Raw genomic sequence first — 16963 nt, forward strand, 5'->3', positions numbered from 1 at the left:
ATGACCCCAGTGATCGCGCATATGGGCGACGAGGACGCCGAGGCATTGGTTGCGCTTTGGACCGAGACGGGTCTGACCCGGCCCTGGAACGATCCGCGCGCCGACATCGCCCTCGCCCGCCGGGGTCCGCATTCCACCATTCTGGTGGCGCGGTCGGAGGGCGCCATCGTCGGCTCGGCCATGGTGGGCCATGACGGACATCGCGGGTGGATCTATTACCTCGCCGTCGCCCCGCGCCTCGCCCGCACCGGCCTCGGCCGCGCGCTGAGCCAGACCGCCGAGGATTGGCTGCGGGGGCGCGGCGTACCCAAGCTGATGCTCCTGGTACGGCCGGAAAACGAGCAGGTGCGCGCGTTCTATGGTGCCATCGGCTACGAGGAAGAGCCGCGCATCGTGTTCTCCAAACGGCTCGACGGGAAGCGGCTCGACGGAAAATAGCTAATCGCGCGGCTTGGCCCGGTGGCAGTCGGCGAGATGGTCATCCACCAGTCCGCACGCCTGCATGGCGGCATAGACGATGGTGGGGCCGACGAACTTGAACCCGGCCTCCTTCAGCCGCTTGGACAGCGCCGTGGATTGCGCGGTCTCGGCCGGAATATCCGAAAGCATGGCGGGCCGTCGCACCAATGGTTCGCCGCCGACGCTCTCCCACATGAGTTGGGAGAAATCGGCGCCTTTATCCCGAAGGTCGAGATAGGCGCGGGCGGACAGCACCGCCCCCTCAATCTTGGCGCGGTTGCGCACGATGCCGGCATCCGCCATCAGCGCGTCCTTCTTCGCCTCATCGTAGCGGGCGATGACCTCGGGATCGAACCCCTCGAACGCCCGGCGGAAATTGTCGCGCTTGCGCAGGATGGTGATCCAGGCGAGCCCGGCCTGGAAGCCGTCCAGCAGCAGTTTCTCGAACAGCGCCCGCGAATCCCGCTCCGGCACGCCCCATTCGGTGTCGTGATAGGCCATGTAGACCGGGTCCGTGCCGCACCAGGGGCAGCGATGCTTTCCGTCGGGATGGAGGGTGGCTAGGCTCATTGGGTCCCTGTAACTTAAAGTTGAGATTGGACGCGACCCGAAACGACCGGCTGTCCCCGGTACGGCACTTTGTCCATGAGCTTGATCCATAACGAAAGAACCAAGCTGACCGCCAACGCCTTGGACCGGGCATCCACTGCATGTCTGACTGTGGGCGTGTTGGGGCCGGCGGCTGCCGTCCTATATGGTATCGGAAGCATGGCTGTGATGCAGGCGAATGCTCTTATCTTCGTCGGCAGCGCATTTTGGCTGTTTGCGGCGGCAATGCTACACTTGCTGGCAAAAGGCATTCTCGGACGTCTGAAATGACCGCGCTTTGGATTTACGCTTACGTCATTTTACCCCTCGTGGTCATCGCGATGGGGTATGGCGCGACGCGTCTTGACCGCCCCCGCCACTCCGACCCCGCCGAATAACTCACTCGCCCATCGCAAACCGTGCCCAATCCGGTTTGCTCAAAACCACCTCCACGCCGGCCGCCATCAGCGGCAACCCGGCCGCCCGCGCATCCGCCACTCGGTCCAGGCGCGCCAGGGCGATGCCATGGCCATGCGCCGAGGAGCCGATGCGGCCCACCGGCTTCTCACCGGCGAAGATTTCCGCGCCAGCCTCGGGCGCCGCATCGAAGGTGGCCATGACGGTGCGGGTGCGGGCGGTGCCGCGGTGCTGCATGCGGCTCACCACCTCCTGGCCGACATAGCAGCCCTTCTTGAAGTCGATGCCGTCCAACTGGTCCATGTCGGTTTCATGCGGGAAGGCATCGCCATAGACAAAATCGGCGCCACCCTTCGGGATGCCGAGCGAAATGCGATGCGCCTCATAGGCCGCGCTGTCGCCCTCCAGCACCTCCGCCTCGGCGCGGGAGAGCAGAAGGCGATACCCCAGCGCCGGCAGGCGCGGATCGGCGAAGGCGTCCACCCCTTCGGGCAAGGACGCGTCCCCCCAGGCGGCGGCGATCGCCAGACCCTCTCCCAGCACCAGATCGATCTTGGCGCGCAGGCGATAGAGCGTCAGCCGCTTTATCAGGTCGCCCGCAAGGGCGCGGGGAACGTCGAGCAGGAAGATTTCCGGCTCTCCCACCGGCAGATGCACCAGGAAATCGCTGATGATCTTGCCCTGCGGCGTCAGCAGCGCACCGAAGCGCGCACCGCCCTGCTCCAGGGTTTCGACGTTGCAGGTGACGACATTGTGCAGGAAATGCCGCGCCTCAGCCCCGGAAACCCGGAGCACGGCGCGGTCGGAAAGAAAGCTGATGGGCATGGCCCGGTCCTTGTCAGATTTGAACAGGAGACTTAAAGCCCCCATCGATCCCTCTCAAGAGAGTGTGCACCGATGGCTGAGACCTTCGACCTCCTCCTAAAAGGCGGCACCGTCGTCACCCCGGACGGCGCGGCCGTGCGCGACGTCGGCGTGAAGGACGGCGCGGTGCGTGCCATCGGCAATCTCTCGGCCGCCCAGGCCGGCGATGTGGTGGATTGCACCGGCCTGCACATCCTGCCCGGCGTGATCGATACCCAGGTGCATTTCCGCGAGCCGGGCCTTGAACACAAGGAAGATCTGGAAAGCGGCTCCCTCGCGGCGGTCATGGGCGGGGTAACAGGCGTGTTCGAGATGCCGAACACCAATCCTCTTACCATCAATGCAGAGGCGCTGGCGGACAAGGTGAAGCGTGGCACCAACCGCATGCATTGCGATTTCGCCTTCTATGTCGGCGGCACCCACGAGAATGTGGCCGATTTGCCCGAACTAGAGCGTCTGCCCGGCGCGGCGGGCATCAAGGTGTTCATCGGCTCGTCCACCGGCTCGCTGCTGGTGGCGGACGATCCCGGCGTCAAGGCGATCCTCAAGGTGATCCGCCGCCGCGCCGCGTTCCATTGCGAGGACGAGCCGCGCCTGAACGAGCGCAAGCCCCTGCGCGTGCCGGGCGACGCCTCCTCCCACCCGGTCTGGCGCGACGAAATCACGGCGCTCACCGCCACCCGCCGCCTCATCACCCTGGCGCGCGAGGTCGGCGCGCGGGTCCATGTGCTGCATGTGACCAGCGCCGAGGAAATCCTCTATCTCGCCGCCCATCGCGACGTCGCCTCGTCCGAGGTGACGCCGCACCATCTCACCATGGCGGCGCCGGAATGCTACGAGCGCCTCGGCACCCTCGCCCAGATGAACCCGCCGGTGCGCGGAGCGCGCCATCGCGACATGCTCTGGGAAGGCATCGCCAACGGCGTGGTGGACGTGCTGGGCTCCGACCACGCGCCCCACCTGCTGGAGGAGAAGGCCAAGCCCTATCCTGAGAGCCCCTCGGGCATGACTGGCGTGCAGACCCTGGTGCCGCTGATGCTGGACCATGTGGCGAACGGGCGGTTGTCGCTGGCGCGGTTCGTGGACCTGTCCAGCGCCGGCCCGGCGCGCCTGTTCAACATCGCCTGCAAGGGGCGGATCGCGGTGGGCTACGACGCCGATTTCACGGTGGTGGACCTGAAGCGGCGCGCCACCATCACCAACGACTGGATCGCCTCGCGCTCCAAATGGACGCCCTATGACGGCAAAGAGGTCACCGGCTGGCCCGTGGGCACCTTCGTGCGCGGCCGCAAGGTGATGTGGGAAGGCCAACTCACCGGCCCCTCCGGCGGCGCCGCCGTCCGCTTCTTGGATACCTTGCAGCCCAGGGGCTGACCGGTTTCGGCACAGGTGGTGATCCGGGATATCGTGCTTCAGGCTCACATCCCGCATAATTTCGTTAGAAACTGCCCAGCCTTTGCGCGCAAACAATCGGGACGCTCCGCAAGCGTGCCGAATCCATTTTGCCGAGTTCTCGCTTGCGGGGCAGGCGCGGAGACCCGCAGCCTGCCCTTCACAACGTCAGATCGACCCGTGTCAGGGTTGGATCGTCGGCGCCCGCCCGGACGGTGAAGCCCAAATCCTCCGCCACGCGCAACATCGGCTGGTTTTCGCGCAGCACGTCGCCGAATACCCTTTTGAGCCCCTGCTGACGGGTGTATTTCAGGATTTCGCTCATCAACCCGTAGCCGAGCCCCCGCCCCTTCTGGTCCGATCGGACCATGATGGCGTATTCCGCCTCCTCATTGTCCGGGTCGGCGATGATCCGCACCACGCCCAGAATCTCGCCGGCATCGTTCGCCGCCACCAGCGCCATCTCGCGGTGATAGTCGATCTGCGAGAGACGGGCCGCCATGAGGTGCGGGAAATCCTTGATAGAGCCGAGAAACCGCATGCGCACGTCCTGCGGATCGGAGCGGCGGACCATGTCCACGAGGCCGGGCTCGTCCTCCGGGCGGATCGGACGAAGCTGAAGCACCTGCGCGTCGCTCAAGGCAATGGTGCCGATGAGCCGCGTGGGATAGGGGCGGATGGCGAACCGCCGGGTGCCGGTTTCCGCAGCCTCATGGGCGACGATGCGCGCGTCCAGCGCGATCACGCCCTGGGAATCCGCCAACAGCGGGTTGATATCCAGTTCGGCGATTTCCGGCAGGTCGCCCAGGAGATCGGAAATCTTCACCAGCGTCGCCTCGATCGCCGCCATGTCGGCGGGCGCGCGATCACGATAACCGGCGAGCAGGCGGGAAATGTGGGTGCACTCGATCATTTCGCGCGCCAGCCGGCGATTGAGCGGCGGCAGGGCAACCGCGCGGTCGGCGATTACTTCCACCGCAACGCCGCCCTCCCCGAACAGGATCACCGGCCCAAAGGTGGCATCGTTGGAGATGCCGACGATCAGCTCCTGAGCCTCCGGGCGCTGGATCATCTGCTGCACGGTGAAGCCCTCGATGCGCGCGCCGGGTCGTCGCTGGGCGACTGTCGCCAGCATCATGGTGGCCGCCTCCGCCACAGCCTCCGGATTCTGCAAATCGAGCCGCACGCCGCCCACGTCGGATTTGTGGGTGATGTCGTGAGACAGGATTTTGAGCACGACGGGAAAGCCGATTTCCTCGGCCAGCGCGGCGGCCTCCTCCGGCGAGCGTGCCATCCGGGTGGCGACCACCGGGATGTCGTAGGCAGCAAGGACCTCCTTGGCCTCGAACTCGGTCAGAATGGAGCGGCCCGCCGCCAGCGCCTGCCGCACGACCTCACGCGCCCGCCCCCGATCTGGATCGTCGAAGGCGCGGGCGGGCGGGGTCTCCATCAGCAGCGCCTGGTTGCGGCGATAGGAGGCGAGGTGCGCGAATGCCCGAACCGCCTCATCGGGCGTCTCATAGGTCGGCACCCGCTTGGCGGCGAAATGGCGCCGCGCCTCGGCAACTGCGGTCTCGCCGAGCCAGCAGGTGAGAACCGGGGTGCCGCGATGGCGCGCGAGCACATCGATGACGGCATCCGCCGCCTCGGTGGAATCCGCCACGGCCGTAGGGCAGTTCAGCACAAGGACGGCATCGGAGCTGCGATCCGACAACAGGACGGAGAGAGCATCCGCATAGCGTTTTCCAGGGGCATCGCCGATGATGTCCACGGGATTAGCGCCCGACCAGGTGTTGGGAAGCACCTTATCAAGCTGTTCGATGGTGGCGGGATCCAGGGTCGCGAGGCTCAAAGCCGTGCCTTCCAGCGCATCCGTCGCCAGAACCCCCGCCCCGCCGCCATTGGTGAGGATGGACAGCCGCTCGCCCTTCAGCCTCAGACCGGAGGAGAGCGTCGTGACCGCCTCGAACAGTTCGCGCAATTCGTACACGCGCAGCATGCCGGCGCGCCGGAACGCCGCGTCATAGACGATATCCGCCCCGGCCAACGCCCCGGTATGGGACAGCGCCGCCTTCGCCCCCGCCGCGCTCCGGCCGGCCTTGATGACGATCACCGGCTTGGATCGGGCGGCGATCCGGCCGGCGGACATGAATTTCCGCGCGTCGGTGATGCTCTCCACATAGAGCAGGATGGCGCGGGTCTTGTTGTCGAGGGCGAGGTAATCCAGCAGGTCGCCGAAATCCACATCGGCCATGTCGCCAAGCGAAATGATGTGGGAGAAGCCGAAGCCCCGCGCATGCGCCCAGTCGAGCACCGCCGCCGCCATGGCGCCTGACTGGGTGACGAAGGCCACGTCCCCCGCCTTGGGCATCAGATGCGCGAAGCTGGCATTGATGCGCGGCCCGGTGGACATGAAGCCGATGCAGTTGGGCCCGACGATGCGCAAAAGGTGCGGACGGGCAGCGTCCAGCATCTTCTGGCGCAACTCCTTGCCCTCGACCTTATCCCCTTCGCCGAAGCCGGCGGTGATGACCACGGCCGCACGGCAGCCCTTGGCGCCCAGGTCCGAGATCACCTGTGGAATGGCGTCGGGCGGCGTCGCGATCACGGCGAGGTCCACCGGCACCGGCAGATCGGCGACGCTCGCGTAGTTGAGCGAGGAGCGGATCGCTCGCTCCTTGGGATTGACGGTGAGGATCGGCCCCTCGAACCCAGCCTCGAACAGGTTGCGAGCGATCACGGACCCGACCGAACCTGGCCGGTTGCTGGCGCCGATGAGGGCGATGGCGGAGGGATGGAACAGCGCGTCGAGATTGCGGGTGGTCATGGGGACTGCCTCGCTGGGGTCTGCCGCTGGAAGTCTTCGCCGTCCGTATGCTCTTAGCCGTTCGATGTCGCATTGATGCGACGCAACAATGTCGTGCGCGAAAAGCCCTCAACCTCGCAGGAGAGGACCTTTCGCTCCGCCCTCGCCTCAGTGCTTGAAGTGTCGCACGCCGGTGAACACCATCGCCAGCCCCGCCGCATCCGCTGCCTCAATGACTTCGGGATCGCGCATGGAGCCGCCGGGCTGGATCACAGCCGTCGCACCCGCTTCCCCCGCTGCGAGAAGCCCGTCTGCGAACGGGAAGAAGGCGTCTGAAGCGACGACGGATCCCTTGGTCATGGGCTCCGACAGGCCGGCAGCCTCGGCGGCATCATGCGCCTTGCGGGCGGCGATGCGCGCCGAATCCACCCGACTCATCTGGCCAGCGCCGACGCCGACCGTCGCAAGGTTCTTGGCATAGACGATGGTGTTTGACTTCACATGCTTGGCCACTCGGAAGGCGAACCGCAGGTCGGCGAGTTCCGCCTCGCTGGGCGCGCGCTTGGTGACGACCTTCAGCGCCATCTCATCTACCACCGCCGTGTCGCGGCCCTGGACCAGCAGGCCGCCGGCCACGGTGCGGATGTTGAGGCCGGGCGCCCTCGGGTCGGGCAGGCCGCCGGTGAGCAGCAGGCGCAGGTTCTTCTTGGCAGCGATCATGGCGATCGCCTCCTCGGTGGCATCGGGCGCAATGATCACTTCGGTGAAGATCTCGGTCATGGCCCGCGCCGCCTCGGCGTCCAGCAGGCGGTTCACGGCGATAATGCCGCCGAACGCCGAAACCGGGTCGCACGCCAGCGCCTTGCGATAGGCGTCGGAAAGCGATGTCCCCTCGGCGACGCCGCACGGATTGGCATGCTTGACGATCACCACCGCCGCCGTGCGCTCGGGGCGAAACTCCGCCACGCACTCGAAGGCCGCATCGGTGTCGTTGATATTGTTGAAGGACAGTTGCTTGCCCTGCACCTGCCGAGCGGTGGCGACGCCGGCGCGCTGCTCGGCGGTGGCGTAGAAGGCTGCGGTCTGGTGCGGGTTCTCGCCGTAGCGCAACTCCTCCAGCAGTTTGCCGCCGGTGGCGCGATAGGCCGGCGCGGTCAGCTTCAGTTCACTGGCAAACCAGTTGGAGATCGCCGCGTCATAGGCGGCTGTGCGGGCATAGGCGGTCTGGGCGAGCCGGCGGCGCAGCGCCAGCGTCGTGCCGCCATGCAGGGAGATTTCTCCGAGCACCGCCTCATAGTCGGCAGCATCCACCACCACCGCGACGTCGTTATGGTTCTTCGCTGCGCCCCGGATCATGGAGGGTCCGCCGATGTCGATATTCTCGATCGAGGTCTCGAAATCCGCGCCGCGGGAGATGGTCGCCTCGAAGGGATAGAGGTTCACCACCACCAGATCGATGGGAACGATGTCGTGTTCGGCCATGGACGCCTGGTGTCCGGCGTCGGCGCGGATCGCCAGGATGCCGCCATGCACCTTGGGGTGCAGGGTCTTCACCCGTCCGTCCATCATCTCGGGGAAGCCGGTGAGTTCGGCAACGTCCATCACTTCCAGCCCCGCATCGGCCAGCGCTTTTGCGGTTCCGCCAGTGGAGAGGAGTTGCACGCCACCCTTGGCGAGTGCCGTGGCGAAGGGAATGAGGCCGGTCTTGTCGGACACCGAAATGAGGGCACGGGTGACGGGACGGACATCGACAGGCATTGAGACAACTCCGGATCGCGGCTGGCTCGCCCTAACATGGCGCGCGCCGGCCGTCACCCGCCGCGCCGTGCACCCCGTGCATGGCCGCCACGCGGCTCGTCGCCTTCCTTGGTGCGCACCAGCGTCCACAACAAGCGCGAACTCTCCGCTAGTGAGCCGGTAACCGCCAGCTGGAGGCTGCGGCGCGGGCCGTCCGGAGCAGCGAGATAGACGCTTTCCTCCACCTGCACCGTCTGGTTCGGCGCGACGAATGCCCAGGCTTCTCCGCCGGGCACCGTGAGAAGGATGGTTGAGGGGTCGTCCAGCCGTTCCACTTCGATGGACGGGTGGAGATGGAAGCGCCCGGTGAAGGACACAGCCGGCAGAGGCGCCTTATCGGCGGCACCCTTGCCGGTCGCATCCTTGCTGATCGACGCGCTGAATTGGTCTTCTCCATCCAGCCGGCTACCGTCGGCCGAAAGACGCCAGGACCGCTGGTGCAGCACGCCGAAGGGCTCGGCATAGCCATCGTGACGCGCCCGCACCAGGATGGCGCCATCGCGCCCGCCGCGCTGGACCGGAACATTGCGCGGCCCGGAAACGATTGGCGCCCCCATGGCGCGCGCGAACCGCCCACCCTGAAGAAAGCGGCACGAAGAGGTATCGCCGATGACCACGGTGGAATGCGCCGCCGTGGCGCGGGCTGCGCCCCGCCAGCGGTCGCGGTTCACTTCGGTCATGCCGCAATTCACCACGATACGGTGGCGGCCCGACGACATCTCGAACGACAGGCAGCTTGCGTGGGCATCGCTGCTGGCGGCGAGCGGAGGCGGCGCGCCGGTGTCCGCGATCACGACCGTGCCCTTGGCCTCCAACCGCTGAAAGCCGGAATGGGGCGCATTTGCCACCGGTGCGCCGCGCGCGTCGTCATAGGCGAGGATGGTGGCAAGCTGGTCGGCCGCCGTGTGGCTCATGCCGTGGAACAGCGCGAACGCGCCATCGCCGTGACGGAAAAAGCGCAACATCGGCATCATGCGGTCGATGGCATTCATCAAGGCTGGCGGCGCCGGCTGATTGCGTGCTGCGAAGGCATGGCGCAGCGGCAACAGGTCCAGCAGCAGCAGGATCAGCATGCCGGGGCTGCGGGTCAGCGGTCCTCCGTCAGGCAAAATCTGCCGGTCCAGTTCCTCCACCAGCCGCTTCTGCGCGGCGCGCAGCAGGCGGGTCTGGTCCGACATGCACAGCCCTGCGAACACCAGCGCGATCAGCGCGATAAGGCGGGAATAGCCATCGGGCGCATCCCCCGCCGCGCGGCGAAGCTGGCGCACCTGCTTGGCCAGGGAGCGCATGAACCGCTTGTAGAAATCGTGGTCGGCGTCCTGAAGCACGAACGGCGCCTGGGTCAGCCAGGAGATGATGCGACGCGAGGCGACATCCGGTCGGACCGCGACGTTTCGCGCCACGCCGGGGTTGCGCATCCAGTCGCCCACCAGCGCACGGGCATTGGCGCGGGCGATGGTCGTGCCGGCGGCGCGCAGATGGCGCAGCCAGCCGAAGCCATGGAGAATCTCCGCCCATTCCTCGGAGGGCGGCTCAAGCTCGAAGGGAGTCTTGCCCTCAAGCATGGCGATCTTGCCGGCGAACGCGAAGCGGCCGGCATAGATCTCGCTGGCGCGGGTGGCATCGCCGGTGCGCAGATCCTGCGGCGCGATCAGCAGCCGCTCGGGCACCGGTACAGCAACGTTTCCGAGCGTCAGCGGCGCAGCTGGGGTGCGCGAGACGAGTGAACGCCAGGATCGCCCCGCGAGGAAGGCCGCGAGGCGCAGGCGTTCTGCAATGGCTCCTCGGGTCATTCCGACGAGACGGTCCTCATCCGCGTTTGCGCATACGGGCGGCAAAGAAGCCGTCGAGGCCGGAACGCTCCGGCTCTCCCCGCACCCAGTCCGAAGGCAGAGTGCGCAAATCACCTTGAGGAGTCGTGAACGCCGCAACCGCAGCGCCATCTTTTCCCGAAATCGGCACGCGTTCCGCGTCCGGGCGGGTGGCCAGAAGGGCTTCCACCTGCAATTCCCCCTCCTCCCGCTCCAGCGAGCAGGTGGAAAAGACCAGAAGTCCGCCGGGCCGCACCAGATCGAAGGCGTGGCCGATAAGCCGCGATTGCAGCACCGCAAGCGCGCCCACATCATCGGGACGCTTGCTCCAGGCGATGTCGGGATGCCGCCGCAGGGTACCCGTGGCGGTGCACGGCGCGTCGAGCAGCACTGCATCGAACGGCCCGCCGGAATAGGCTCCGGCGTCCGCCTGCACCACCTCTGCCTTGAGCTTCAGACGCGCCAGATTTTCGGACAGACGGCGCAGGCGCTCGGTGGAGCGGTCGATGGCCGTGACATGGGCGCCGGCCACCACGAGCTGCGCGGTCTTGCCGCCCGGCGCGGCGCAGAGGTCGGCCACCTTCATGCCGCGCACGTCCCCGAGCAGGCGCGCAGGCAGCGCAGCGGCGGCGTCCTGAATCCACCATTCCCCGTCTTCGTAGCCTGGCAAGGCGCGAACCGGGCCGGCTTCCAGCACGCGGATGCTGCCGGTGGGCAGCACTTCGCCGGAGAGTTTTTCCGCCCAGCCTTCGGGGTCGGATTTCACCGTGATGTCGAGGGCAGGCTCGAACGCATGGATGGCGGAGATGGCGCGTGCCTGCTCCTCCCCATAAGTGGCTGTCCAGCGCGCGCGAAGCCATTCCGGCGTATCAACCGCGATGGTGTCGACAGCAGCGAGAAGACCTGGCCCCTCGCGGGTGAGCCGCCGCAAGACCGCGTTAATCAGGCCGGAAAAGCCGGCTGTGGAATTGTCGCCGCGCGCGATCTCGACGGAAAGGCCGACCGCTGCGTGGTCCGGTACGTCCATGAACAGGATCTGCGCCGCACCCGTGAGCAGCACCGCCTCGACCTTCGGCGCCGAACGCGGCAGGCCCTTCGTCAGAAGCGTGCCAAGCACCGCGCGGAGCGTGCCGAGGCGCCGCAGGCTGGCGGCCAGAATGTGGAAAGCAAGCGCCCGATCACGCGGCTCAAGGCCGGGCGAATCCTGAAGGGCATCTTCCAGCGGCGTGCCCGCGCGCAGCACACGATCAAGGGCATCGGCGGCAAGAAGCCGCGCGGTGAGGCCGGGCTGGACCGGGCGAGCGCCGGTGGGACGGGTACGGGAGGGGGTTGTCATCCCAGGCACCTAAGCTTTCGCGCGTGAGAAGGCAACCTTTGCCGGAGCGCAGGGGTCATTTGGCGCCAAACGAGGTCAATTCACCCATCCTCAGCCCCATGGGCCGCGCCGCTCTCCAATCGAACGCGCGCCGCCCCACGGTCCTTTTGCTGCGGGACGCGGCGAGACATTTCCGCGTCCCGGCCCCATCTGACGGGCGAGTTCCTGCAATGCAGCGATGCGGTTTTCGGTGGCGGGATGGGTGGAGAAGAGATTGTCCATCCGCTGGCCCGACAACGGGTTGATGATGAACATATGCGCCGTGGCGGGGTTGGCTTCCGCCTCATAGTTGGGCACCTGATGGGCGGCGCCTGAAATCTTCGCCAATGCCGACGCGAGGGCCAGGGGTTGGCCGCAGATTTCCCCGCCGCTCCGGTCCGCCACATATTCGCGCGAGCGGGAAATCGCCATCTGCACCACCATTGCGGCGAGCGGGGCCAGGAACACCATCAGGATCGTACCGATGGCGCCGAACGGCGAGCCGTTGTTCTCCCGGTTTCCGCTACCGCCGAAAAACAGGCCGAAGTTTGCGAGCATCGAAATGGCGCCGGCGATGGTGGCGGTAATCGTCATAGTGAGGGTGTCGTGGTGCTTCACATGGGCCAGTTCGTGGGCCATCACCCCGGCGATCTCGTCACGATTGAGCATCTGCATGAGGCCGGTCGTGGCCGCTACGGCCGCGTTCTGCGGGTTGCGGCCGGTGGCGAAGGCGTTCGGCTGCGGATTATCGATGAGATAGACCTTGGGCATGGGCAGTTGTGCCCGGGTAGCCAGCTCGCGGACCATCTGCACGAAATCGGGCGCCGTTCGGTCGTCCACCTCCCGCGCGCCATACATGCGCAGCACCAGCTTATCGGCGTTCCAATAGCTGAAAAGGTTCATTCCGGCGGCCACGACGAAGGCGATCATCATGCCGCCCCGCCCGCCGATGGCGAAGCCAACCACCATGAACAGGGCGGTGAGACCCGCAAGCAGGATCGCCGTCCGAACGTAATTCATCATCTCCTCCACGCGGCATATGCCGCGAACCCATCTTCCCTGTGACCGATGTCGCAGGCTTTCCCGCGCGCCATGACGCGCAATGACATGAATAGGATGGGAATGCGGGCGCAGTGCCGCAAGGGCAGAAGCGGGCGGGAACACAAGCGGACCATCTGCACGATACCGATTCGTGCCACCTCCGTTCCTACTGTGTGCCCAACGATCCGGCGAACTGTCCCGAAGCGGGACACAGGCTCGGGCGCGTAGAACAAAACACGATCCTCAGCTTGATAGCGATTCGCGCTGGGTTCGTTCTGCATGCGATCCCGCCTATTGCACGCGCCGTCCCGATCCGGGACAGGAGGCGATCACGGGGCGGGAGATGCCGGTGGGACGGGCTGTCCGGGTGGCCATGCATGATCATCGGCGCGGCCGGGCGTTGCTGGAATGGGGGCGCCCTCCACCAAGGCACGGGCCGCCTCCCCCAATGGAAGAGAGGCTGGAACGGCGGTCGCCCCGGCAAGGGCATTTGCCCCGCGCGGGCCGTCGCTGAGCGAGAACGCTGGGCGCGAGCCGTCAGCTGCCGGGCCCGATGAAGGTGTCTCAGGGCTGGGTTCAGCCAGGAGCCGGGTCACGTCCTTCTGGGCGAAGAAGGCGAGTTTCCGGCCGCCGGCGCGCGTGAAGTGCACGCCATCCGCCTGGCGCAGCCGGCGTCGCTGGCCGTCCACAGCGGCTCCGGACGCCGCGTATTTTCCATCCTCGTCCAGGAAACCGTCCCACACACTGACAAACCCCGCCCCTGCCCGCGCCGCGTGGGTGCGCAAAATGTCGTTGAGCCGCTCATACATGGTGGAGGTGGCGGGGTTCTGCACCGGTGCGGGTCCCACCACGATGAGCCCGCCGACGCGGGTGCGCAGAGCGGCCAGCACGTCATCGATCCGCTTGCCGTAAAGCTCCACCCAACGGTCGGTCATCGGCTCGACGAATTGATCGCCGTCCTTGATTGGCCGCAGGTCATTGGAGCCAAGCGCGACGATGGTGGCGTTGGGCTTGGCGGCGGCGATAGCCTCCGGCAACCGAGCCAGGATTTCCGGGCCGCCGTGCTGCTCGGGGGGCAGAAACCCCTCGTCATCCTCACTGCGGTCGATAATGGCGGGATTGGAGCGGTCTCCCACGTAAAGATCGGCCAGGCCCTGCGCGAGTTGCCCCGCCAGTTGGTCGCCCAGCACCAGCACGAACTTCGTCGGCGGCTGCTTCTTGCCCTGAACGGCATCGGCCGCGGAATCGAACACCGCCCCTTCCGGCTCCGGGGGCGGGCGCTTGGGCGCGGGCGGCTGGACCGGCGCCTGCTGCTGCGGGAATATGTGCCACCCGCCGAACAGGTTGAATCCGCCGCCCTGCGGCACGTTCGCCGGCGGACGGGGAACGTTTCCCGGCGGCCGCAGAATGTCCTGAGCCACAGCGCCGCCCGGCCCGAGCGCGCACAAAAGCGCGGCGAGCATCACGAAACCGGTGCGTGGGCGATGGCTGGGAACGCGCGTCATCCGCAAGACATGACGCAGCTCTCGGGCCGTTTCAAGATGGCCCGGAAAATGATCATACCGCGCGTGGCGGTCTCAGTTGAGCTTGATGGTCACGTCGGAGATTGCCGCGCTCATCAGACGCTCCGCAGTGCCAGCCTCGTTGGCGACATTCGCGAGCAGCCCCTCGGCGGCCTTCACTGCGGCATCCGCCGCGAAGGCGCGGACATCGGCCAGGGCCTGGGTTTCGGCCTGCGCGATCTTGTCTTCCGCCATCTGGGTGCGGCGGGCGATGAAGTCTTCAAGCTTGGCGCGGGTTTCGGCGGCAAGGCGCTCGGCCTCGGCGCGGGCAGCGGTCACGATGGATTCCGCTTCAGTCTCGGCCTCGCGCTGCTTGCGCTTGTATTCCGCAACAAGCTTCTGGGCTTCTTCCTTCAGGCGGCGGGCCTCGTCCAGCTCGGCAGCAATGCGCGCACCGCGTGCATCAAGCGCCGAAGTCAGGGTCCGGTGGACGCCGTAATAAAGCAGGATGCCGACAAACAGGAAAAAGGCGATGGCGACCCAGAGTTCGGCCAATTCCATTTCATTCATGGCGGATCCTCGATCACCCGTCTCGTTCGACCCCGCGCGGCGCGCGGGCGCTGTTTATCGTCAGGCCGCAGACTTGCTGGCGAGGGCGGCATCCACCGCGCTCTCCACTTCGCGCTGCTCAAGAGTGACGCCGACCAGCGCCGTCACGATCGACTTGGCCGTGTCCACGGCAATACCGCGAACATGGGAAAGTGCCTCTGTCTTGGTGGCACCGATGCGCACTTCGGCCTCTTCCAGCTTGGTGGCGAGGGTCGCCTCCAGGCTTTCGCGGTTGGCTTCGCTTTCGGCATTGAGCCGATTGCGGGCTTCCCCTGCGATGGAATTCGCCTTGTTGCGGGCCTCGACCAACGCCTTTTCATAGGCCGCCAGCGCGGCCTCGCTCTCGGCGCGGCGCTGGCTGGCTTCCGCCAGATCGCGGGCAATGCGGTCGTGACGTTCTTCTAGAATGCGGCCGATGCGCGGAAGCGTCACCCGGCTCATCAGGAAATAAAGCGCCCCGAAACTCACCGCCAGCCACATCAGCTGCGAGAACCAGGTGGTCGGATTGAACGGCGGGAATCCCCCGCCGCCGCCATGACCGCCTTCGGCTTCAGCGCCAGCCGCCAGGGCCGCCCCTCCGAGGAGGACGCAGCCCGTCAGCGCGACGGACAGGTTCAGCTTCCAATGCTTGGTCATAGTGCGCGTCCCGCTCATTCGAACGTCATTCCCGATAGGGCTCCTGCAAATGCCGGCGCCCGTTTGGTTCACGCCACGAACAGCAGAACCAGGGCGACGACGAGCGCGAAGATGCCGAGGCCTTCCGCGAGCGCCGCGCCGATGAAGGCGCGAGCAAACTGGCCGTCGGCAGCCGACGGGTTGCGCAGAGCGCCAGCGAGGAAGTTGCCGAAGATGTTGCCCACGCCGATGGCGGCCAGGCCCATGCCAAGGCACGCGAGACCAGCGCCGAGGAACTTTGCAGCATTCGCGTCCATTGTTCTGCTCCTTGAGAAACGCGTTTAAGGGGTCGAGGGTGTCGGGCTCAGTGTCCCGGGTGCACCGCATCGTTGAGATAGATCGAGGTCAGCACCGCGAACACATAGGCCTGCAGCACCGCGACCAGGAGTTCCAGCGCGGTCAGTGCCACGATCATGAAGAACGGAAGCACCGCGCCGAACATGCCGGCGACGCCCGCCGATGCCAGACCCACCACGAAGAAGGCGAACACCTTCAGCGCGATATGACCGGCCAGCATATTCGCGAACAAGCGCAGCGACAGGCTGATCGGACGGGAGAGGAACGACACGACCTCAATCAGCACCACGAAGGGCAGAAGGAAGGACGGAACGCCCGACGGCACGAAGAGATGAAGGAAGTGGGTGCCGTGCTTGTAGAAGCCATAGACAATCACCGTGCCGATCACCAGCAGCGCCAGGGCGGCGGTGACAACGATGTGGGCGGTGATCGTAAAGGTGTAAGGCACCAGGCCGATCACGTTCGCGACGAACACGAACATAAACAGCGAGAACACCAGCGGAAAGAAGATCATGCCTTCGGTGCCGGCGGAGTCGCGCACCATCTTGGCAATGAATTCGTAGGACATCTCCGCCACCGACTGCATGCGTCCCGGCACCAAAGTGCGGCCGCGCGTGGCGTAGGTCAGGAAGAAAAAGATCGCGGCGACGATGCCGATCATGAACGCCGAAGCGTTGGTGAACGAAAACGACACCCCGCTGATGTGCAACAGCTCGACATAGCGTTGCACTTCGAACTGGTGGATCGGATCAATGGTCATCCGACGCGCGCCCCTGTGTCGTGCGGCACTTGCCGCGCCTCGTCATGAAAACTAAGGCCTCCCCACACCGAACGCGGCGCGGGGAAACCCCAAACGGGCGGACCCTCAACTCGCGAGGCCCCTTATTTCTTTTCAACCTTGCGTCCGGTTTCGCCGGCGGCGCGCATCATATTGACGACGCCCGCCCCGAAACCAACGAGGGTGAACACCAAAATTCCCCAGGGCGCCAAGCCGAACATCTGATCGATGCCCCAGCCGACGGCCGCCCCGACGAGTACCCCGGCCACGAACTCGGACCCAAGCCGGAGGGCGAGGGCCATACTCGAAGAGGTGGACGCATTATCACGCCCTCCCTTCGGCTGCGATTGGTCTCTCGGCTGCGCCTTGTCAAGCGCGGCATTGAGACGCTGAAGCCGATCGGCGAGCGCAGGATCGCTAGCCTCCGGGCCTTGTTCCAGCGGGATTTCGCCCGCATCCCGATGGTCCGATTCCGAACGTTTCGGCATGGCACGAACTCCGGTTTCGGTGGAGGGAAACGAGACGAGCACGGCCTCCGAAACCGCGCGGCACCATAGTTGCGGCAAAATTGAG

16 protein-coding genes are annotated in these 16963 nt (G+C 66.2%); 3 read left to right on the forward strand and 13 right to left on the reverse strand.

The window, feature by feature from the left end:
• Entirely contained in the window at positions 1 to 438 is a 438-nt protein-coding gene (locus tag ADADO0_RS04010; protein WP_511303798.1) for a GNAT family acetyltransferase, read from the forward strand.
• On the opposite strand, the gene ADADO0_RS04015 is transcribed toward ADADO0_RS04010, so the two are convergent.
• Positions 439 to 1029 carry a DNA-3-methyladenine glycosylase I gene (locus ADADO0_RS04015; RefSeq protein WP_511303799.1) on the reverse strand — a complete coding sequence of 197 codons (591 nt, stop codon included), beginning with the start codon at positions 1027 to 1029 and terminating at the stop codon, positions 439 to 441. It lies immediately after the preceding gene.
• Between the two features lie 75 nt (positions 1030 to 1104).
• On the opposite strand from ADADO0_RS04015, the gene ADADO0_RS04020 reads away from it, so the two are divergent.
• Complete coding sequence (locus ADADO0_RS04020; RefSeq protein WP_511303800.1) at positions 1105 to 1338, forward strand: hypothetical protein; 234 nt, start codon at positions 1105 to 1107, stop codon at positions 1336 to 1338.
• Positions 1339 to 1446: 108 nt separating this feature from the next.
• Here ADADO0_RS04020 and ygfZ read toward each other — a convergent pair whose 3' ends face one another.
• On the reverse strand, positions 1447 to 2289 hold the full coding sequence (gene ygfZ / locus ADADO0_RS04025; RefSeq protein WP_511303801.1) for a CAF17-like 4Fe-4S cluster assembly/insertion protein YgfZ: 843 nt from the start codon (positions 2287 to 2289) through the stop codon (positions 1447 to 1449).
• A gap of 72 nt (positions 2290 to 2361) precedes the next feature.
• Between ygfZ and ADADO0_RS04030 the strand changes: the two genes are divergently transcribed.
• Entirely contained in the window at positions 2362 to 3702 is a 1341-nt protein-coding gene (locus ADADO0_RS04030) for a dihydroorotase (protein WP_511303802.1), read from the forward strand.
• 178 nt (positions 3703 to 3880) lie between these two features.
• Here the strand turns inward: ADADO0_RS04030 and ADADO0_RS04035 are convergent, their stop codons facing one another.
• From ADADO0_RS04035 to ADADO0_RS04085, 11 genes are all read right to left on the reverse strand, one after another.
• Positions 3881 to 6547, reverse strand: coding sequence for a bifunctional acetate--CoA ligase family protein/GNAT family N-acetyltransferase (locus tag ADADO0_RS04035; protein ID WP_511303803.1), 2667 nt, complete (start codon positions 6545 to 6547; stop codon positions 3881 to 3883).
• Positions 6548 to 6694: 147 nt separating this feature from the next.
• Positions 6695 to 8284, reverse strand: coding sequence for a bifunctional phosphoribosylaminoimidazolecarboxamide formyltransferase/IMP cyclohydrolase (gene purH / locus ADADO0_RS04040; RefSeq protein WP_511303804.1), 1590 nt, complete (start codon positions 8282 to 8284; stop codon positions 6695 to 6697).
• A 53-nt stretch (positions 8285 to 8337) separates the two neighbouring features.
• Complete coding sequence (locus ADADO0_RS04045) at positions 8338 to 10116, reverse strand: heparinase II/III family protein (RefSeq protein WP_511303805.1); 1779 nt, start codon at positions 10114 to 10116, stop codon at positions 8338 to 8340.
• Between the two features lie 16 nt (positions 10117 to 10132).
• The gene (locus ADADO0_RS04050) at positions 10133 to 11470 is read right to left on the reverse strand and encodes an RsmB/NOP family class I SAM-dependent RNA methyltransferase (RefSeq protein WP_511303806.1); all 1338 of its coding nucleotides are present in this window, start codon (positions 11468 to 11470) and stop codon (positions 10133 to 10135) included.
• Between the two features lie 90 nt (positions 11471 to 11560).
• Positions 11561 to 12508 carry a zinc metalloprotease HtpX gene (gene htpX / locus ADADO0_RS04055; RefSeq protein ID WP_511303807.1) on the reverse strand — a complete coding sequence of 316 codons (948 nt, stop codon included), beginning with the start codon at positions 12506 to 12508 and terminating at the stop codon, positions 11561 to 11563.
• Positions 12509 to 12858: 350 nt separating this feature from the next.
• Positions 12859 to 14034 carry a DUF459 domain-containing protein gene (locus ADADO0_RS04060; protein WP_511303808.1) on the reverse strand — a complete coding sequence of 392 codons (1176 nt, stop codon included), beginning with the start codon at positions 14032 to 14034 and terminating at the stop codon, positions 12859 to 12861.
• 72 nt (positions 14035 to 14106) lie between these two features.
• Positions 14107 to 14601: a F0F1 ATP synthase subunit B family protein gene (locus ADADO0_RS04065; protein ID WP_511303809.1), complete on the reverse strand. Its 495-nt coding sequence runs from the start codon at positions 14599 to 14601 to the stop codon at positions 14107 to 14109.
• Between the two features lie 60 nt (positions 14602 to 14661).
• On the reverse strand, positions 14662 to 15276 hold the full coding sequence (locus ADADO0_RS04070) for a F0F1 ATP synthase subunit B (protein WP_511303810.1): 615 nt from the start codon (positions 15274 to 15276) through the stop codon (positions 14662 to 14664).
• A gap of 68 nt (positions 15277 to 15344) precedes the next feature.
• The gene (locus ADADO0_RS04075; RefSeq protein WP_511303811.1) at positions 15345 to 15572 is read right to left on the reverse strand and encodes a F0F1 ATP synthase subunit C; all 228 of its coding nucleotides are present in this window, start codon (positions 15570 to 15572) and stop codon (positions 15345 to 15347) included.
• 47 nt (positions 15573 to 15619) lie between these two features.
• Entirely contained in the window at positions 15620 to 16372 is a 753-nt protein-coding gene (locus ADADO0_RS04080) for a F0F1 ATP synthase subunit A (RefSeq protein WP_511303812.1), read from the reverse strand.
• 122 nt (positions 16373 to 16494) lie between these two features.
• Positions 16495 to 16920 carry an AtpZ/AtpI family protein gene (locus ADADO0_RS04085; protein WP_511303813.1) on the reverse strand — a complete coding sequence of 142 codons (426 nt, stop codon included), beginning with the start codon at positions 16918 to 16920 and terminating at the stop codon, positions 16495 to 16497.
• Positions 16921 to 16963: the final 43 nt, after the last annotated feature.

The organism is Aquabacter sp. (assembly GCF_965279295.1).
Taxonomy (GTDB): Bacteria; Pseudomonadota; Alphaproteobacteria; order Rhizobiales; family Xanthobacteraceae; genus Aquabacter.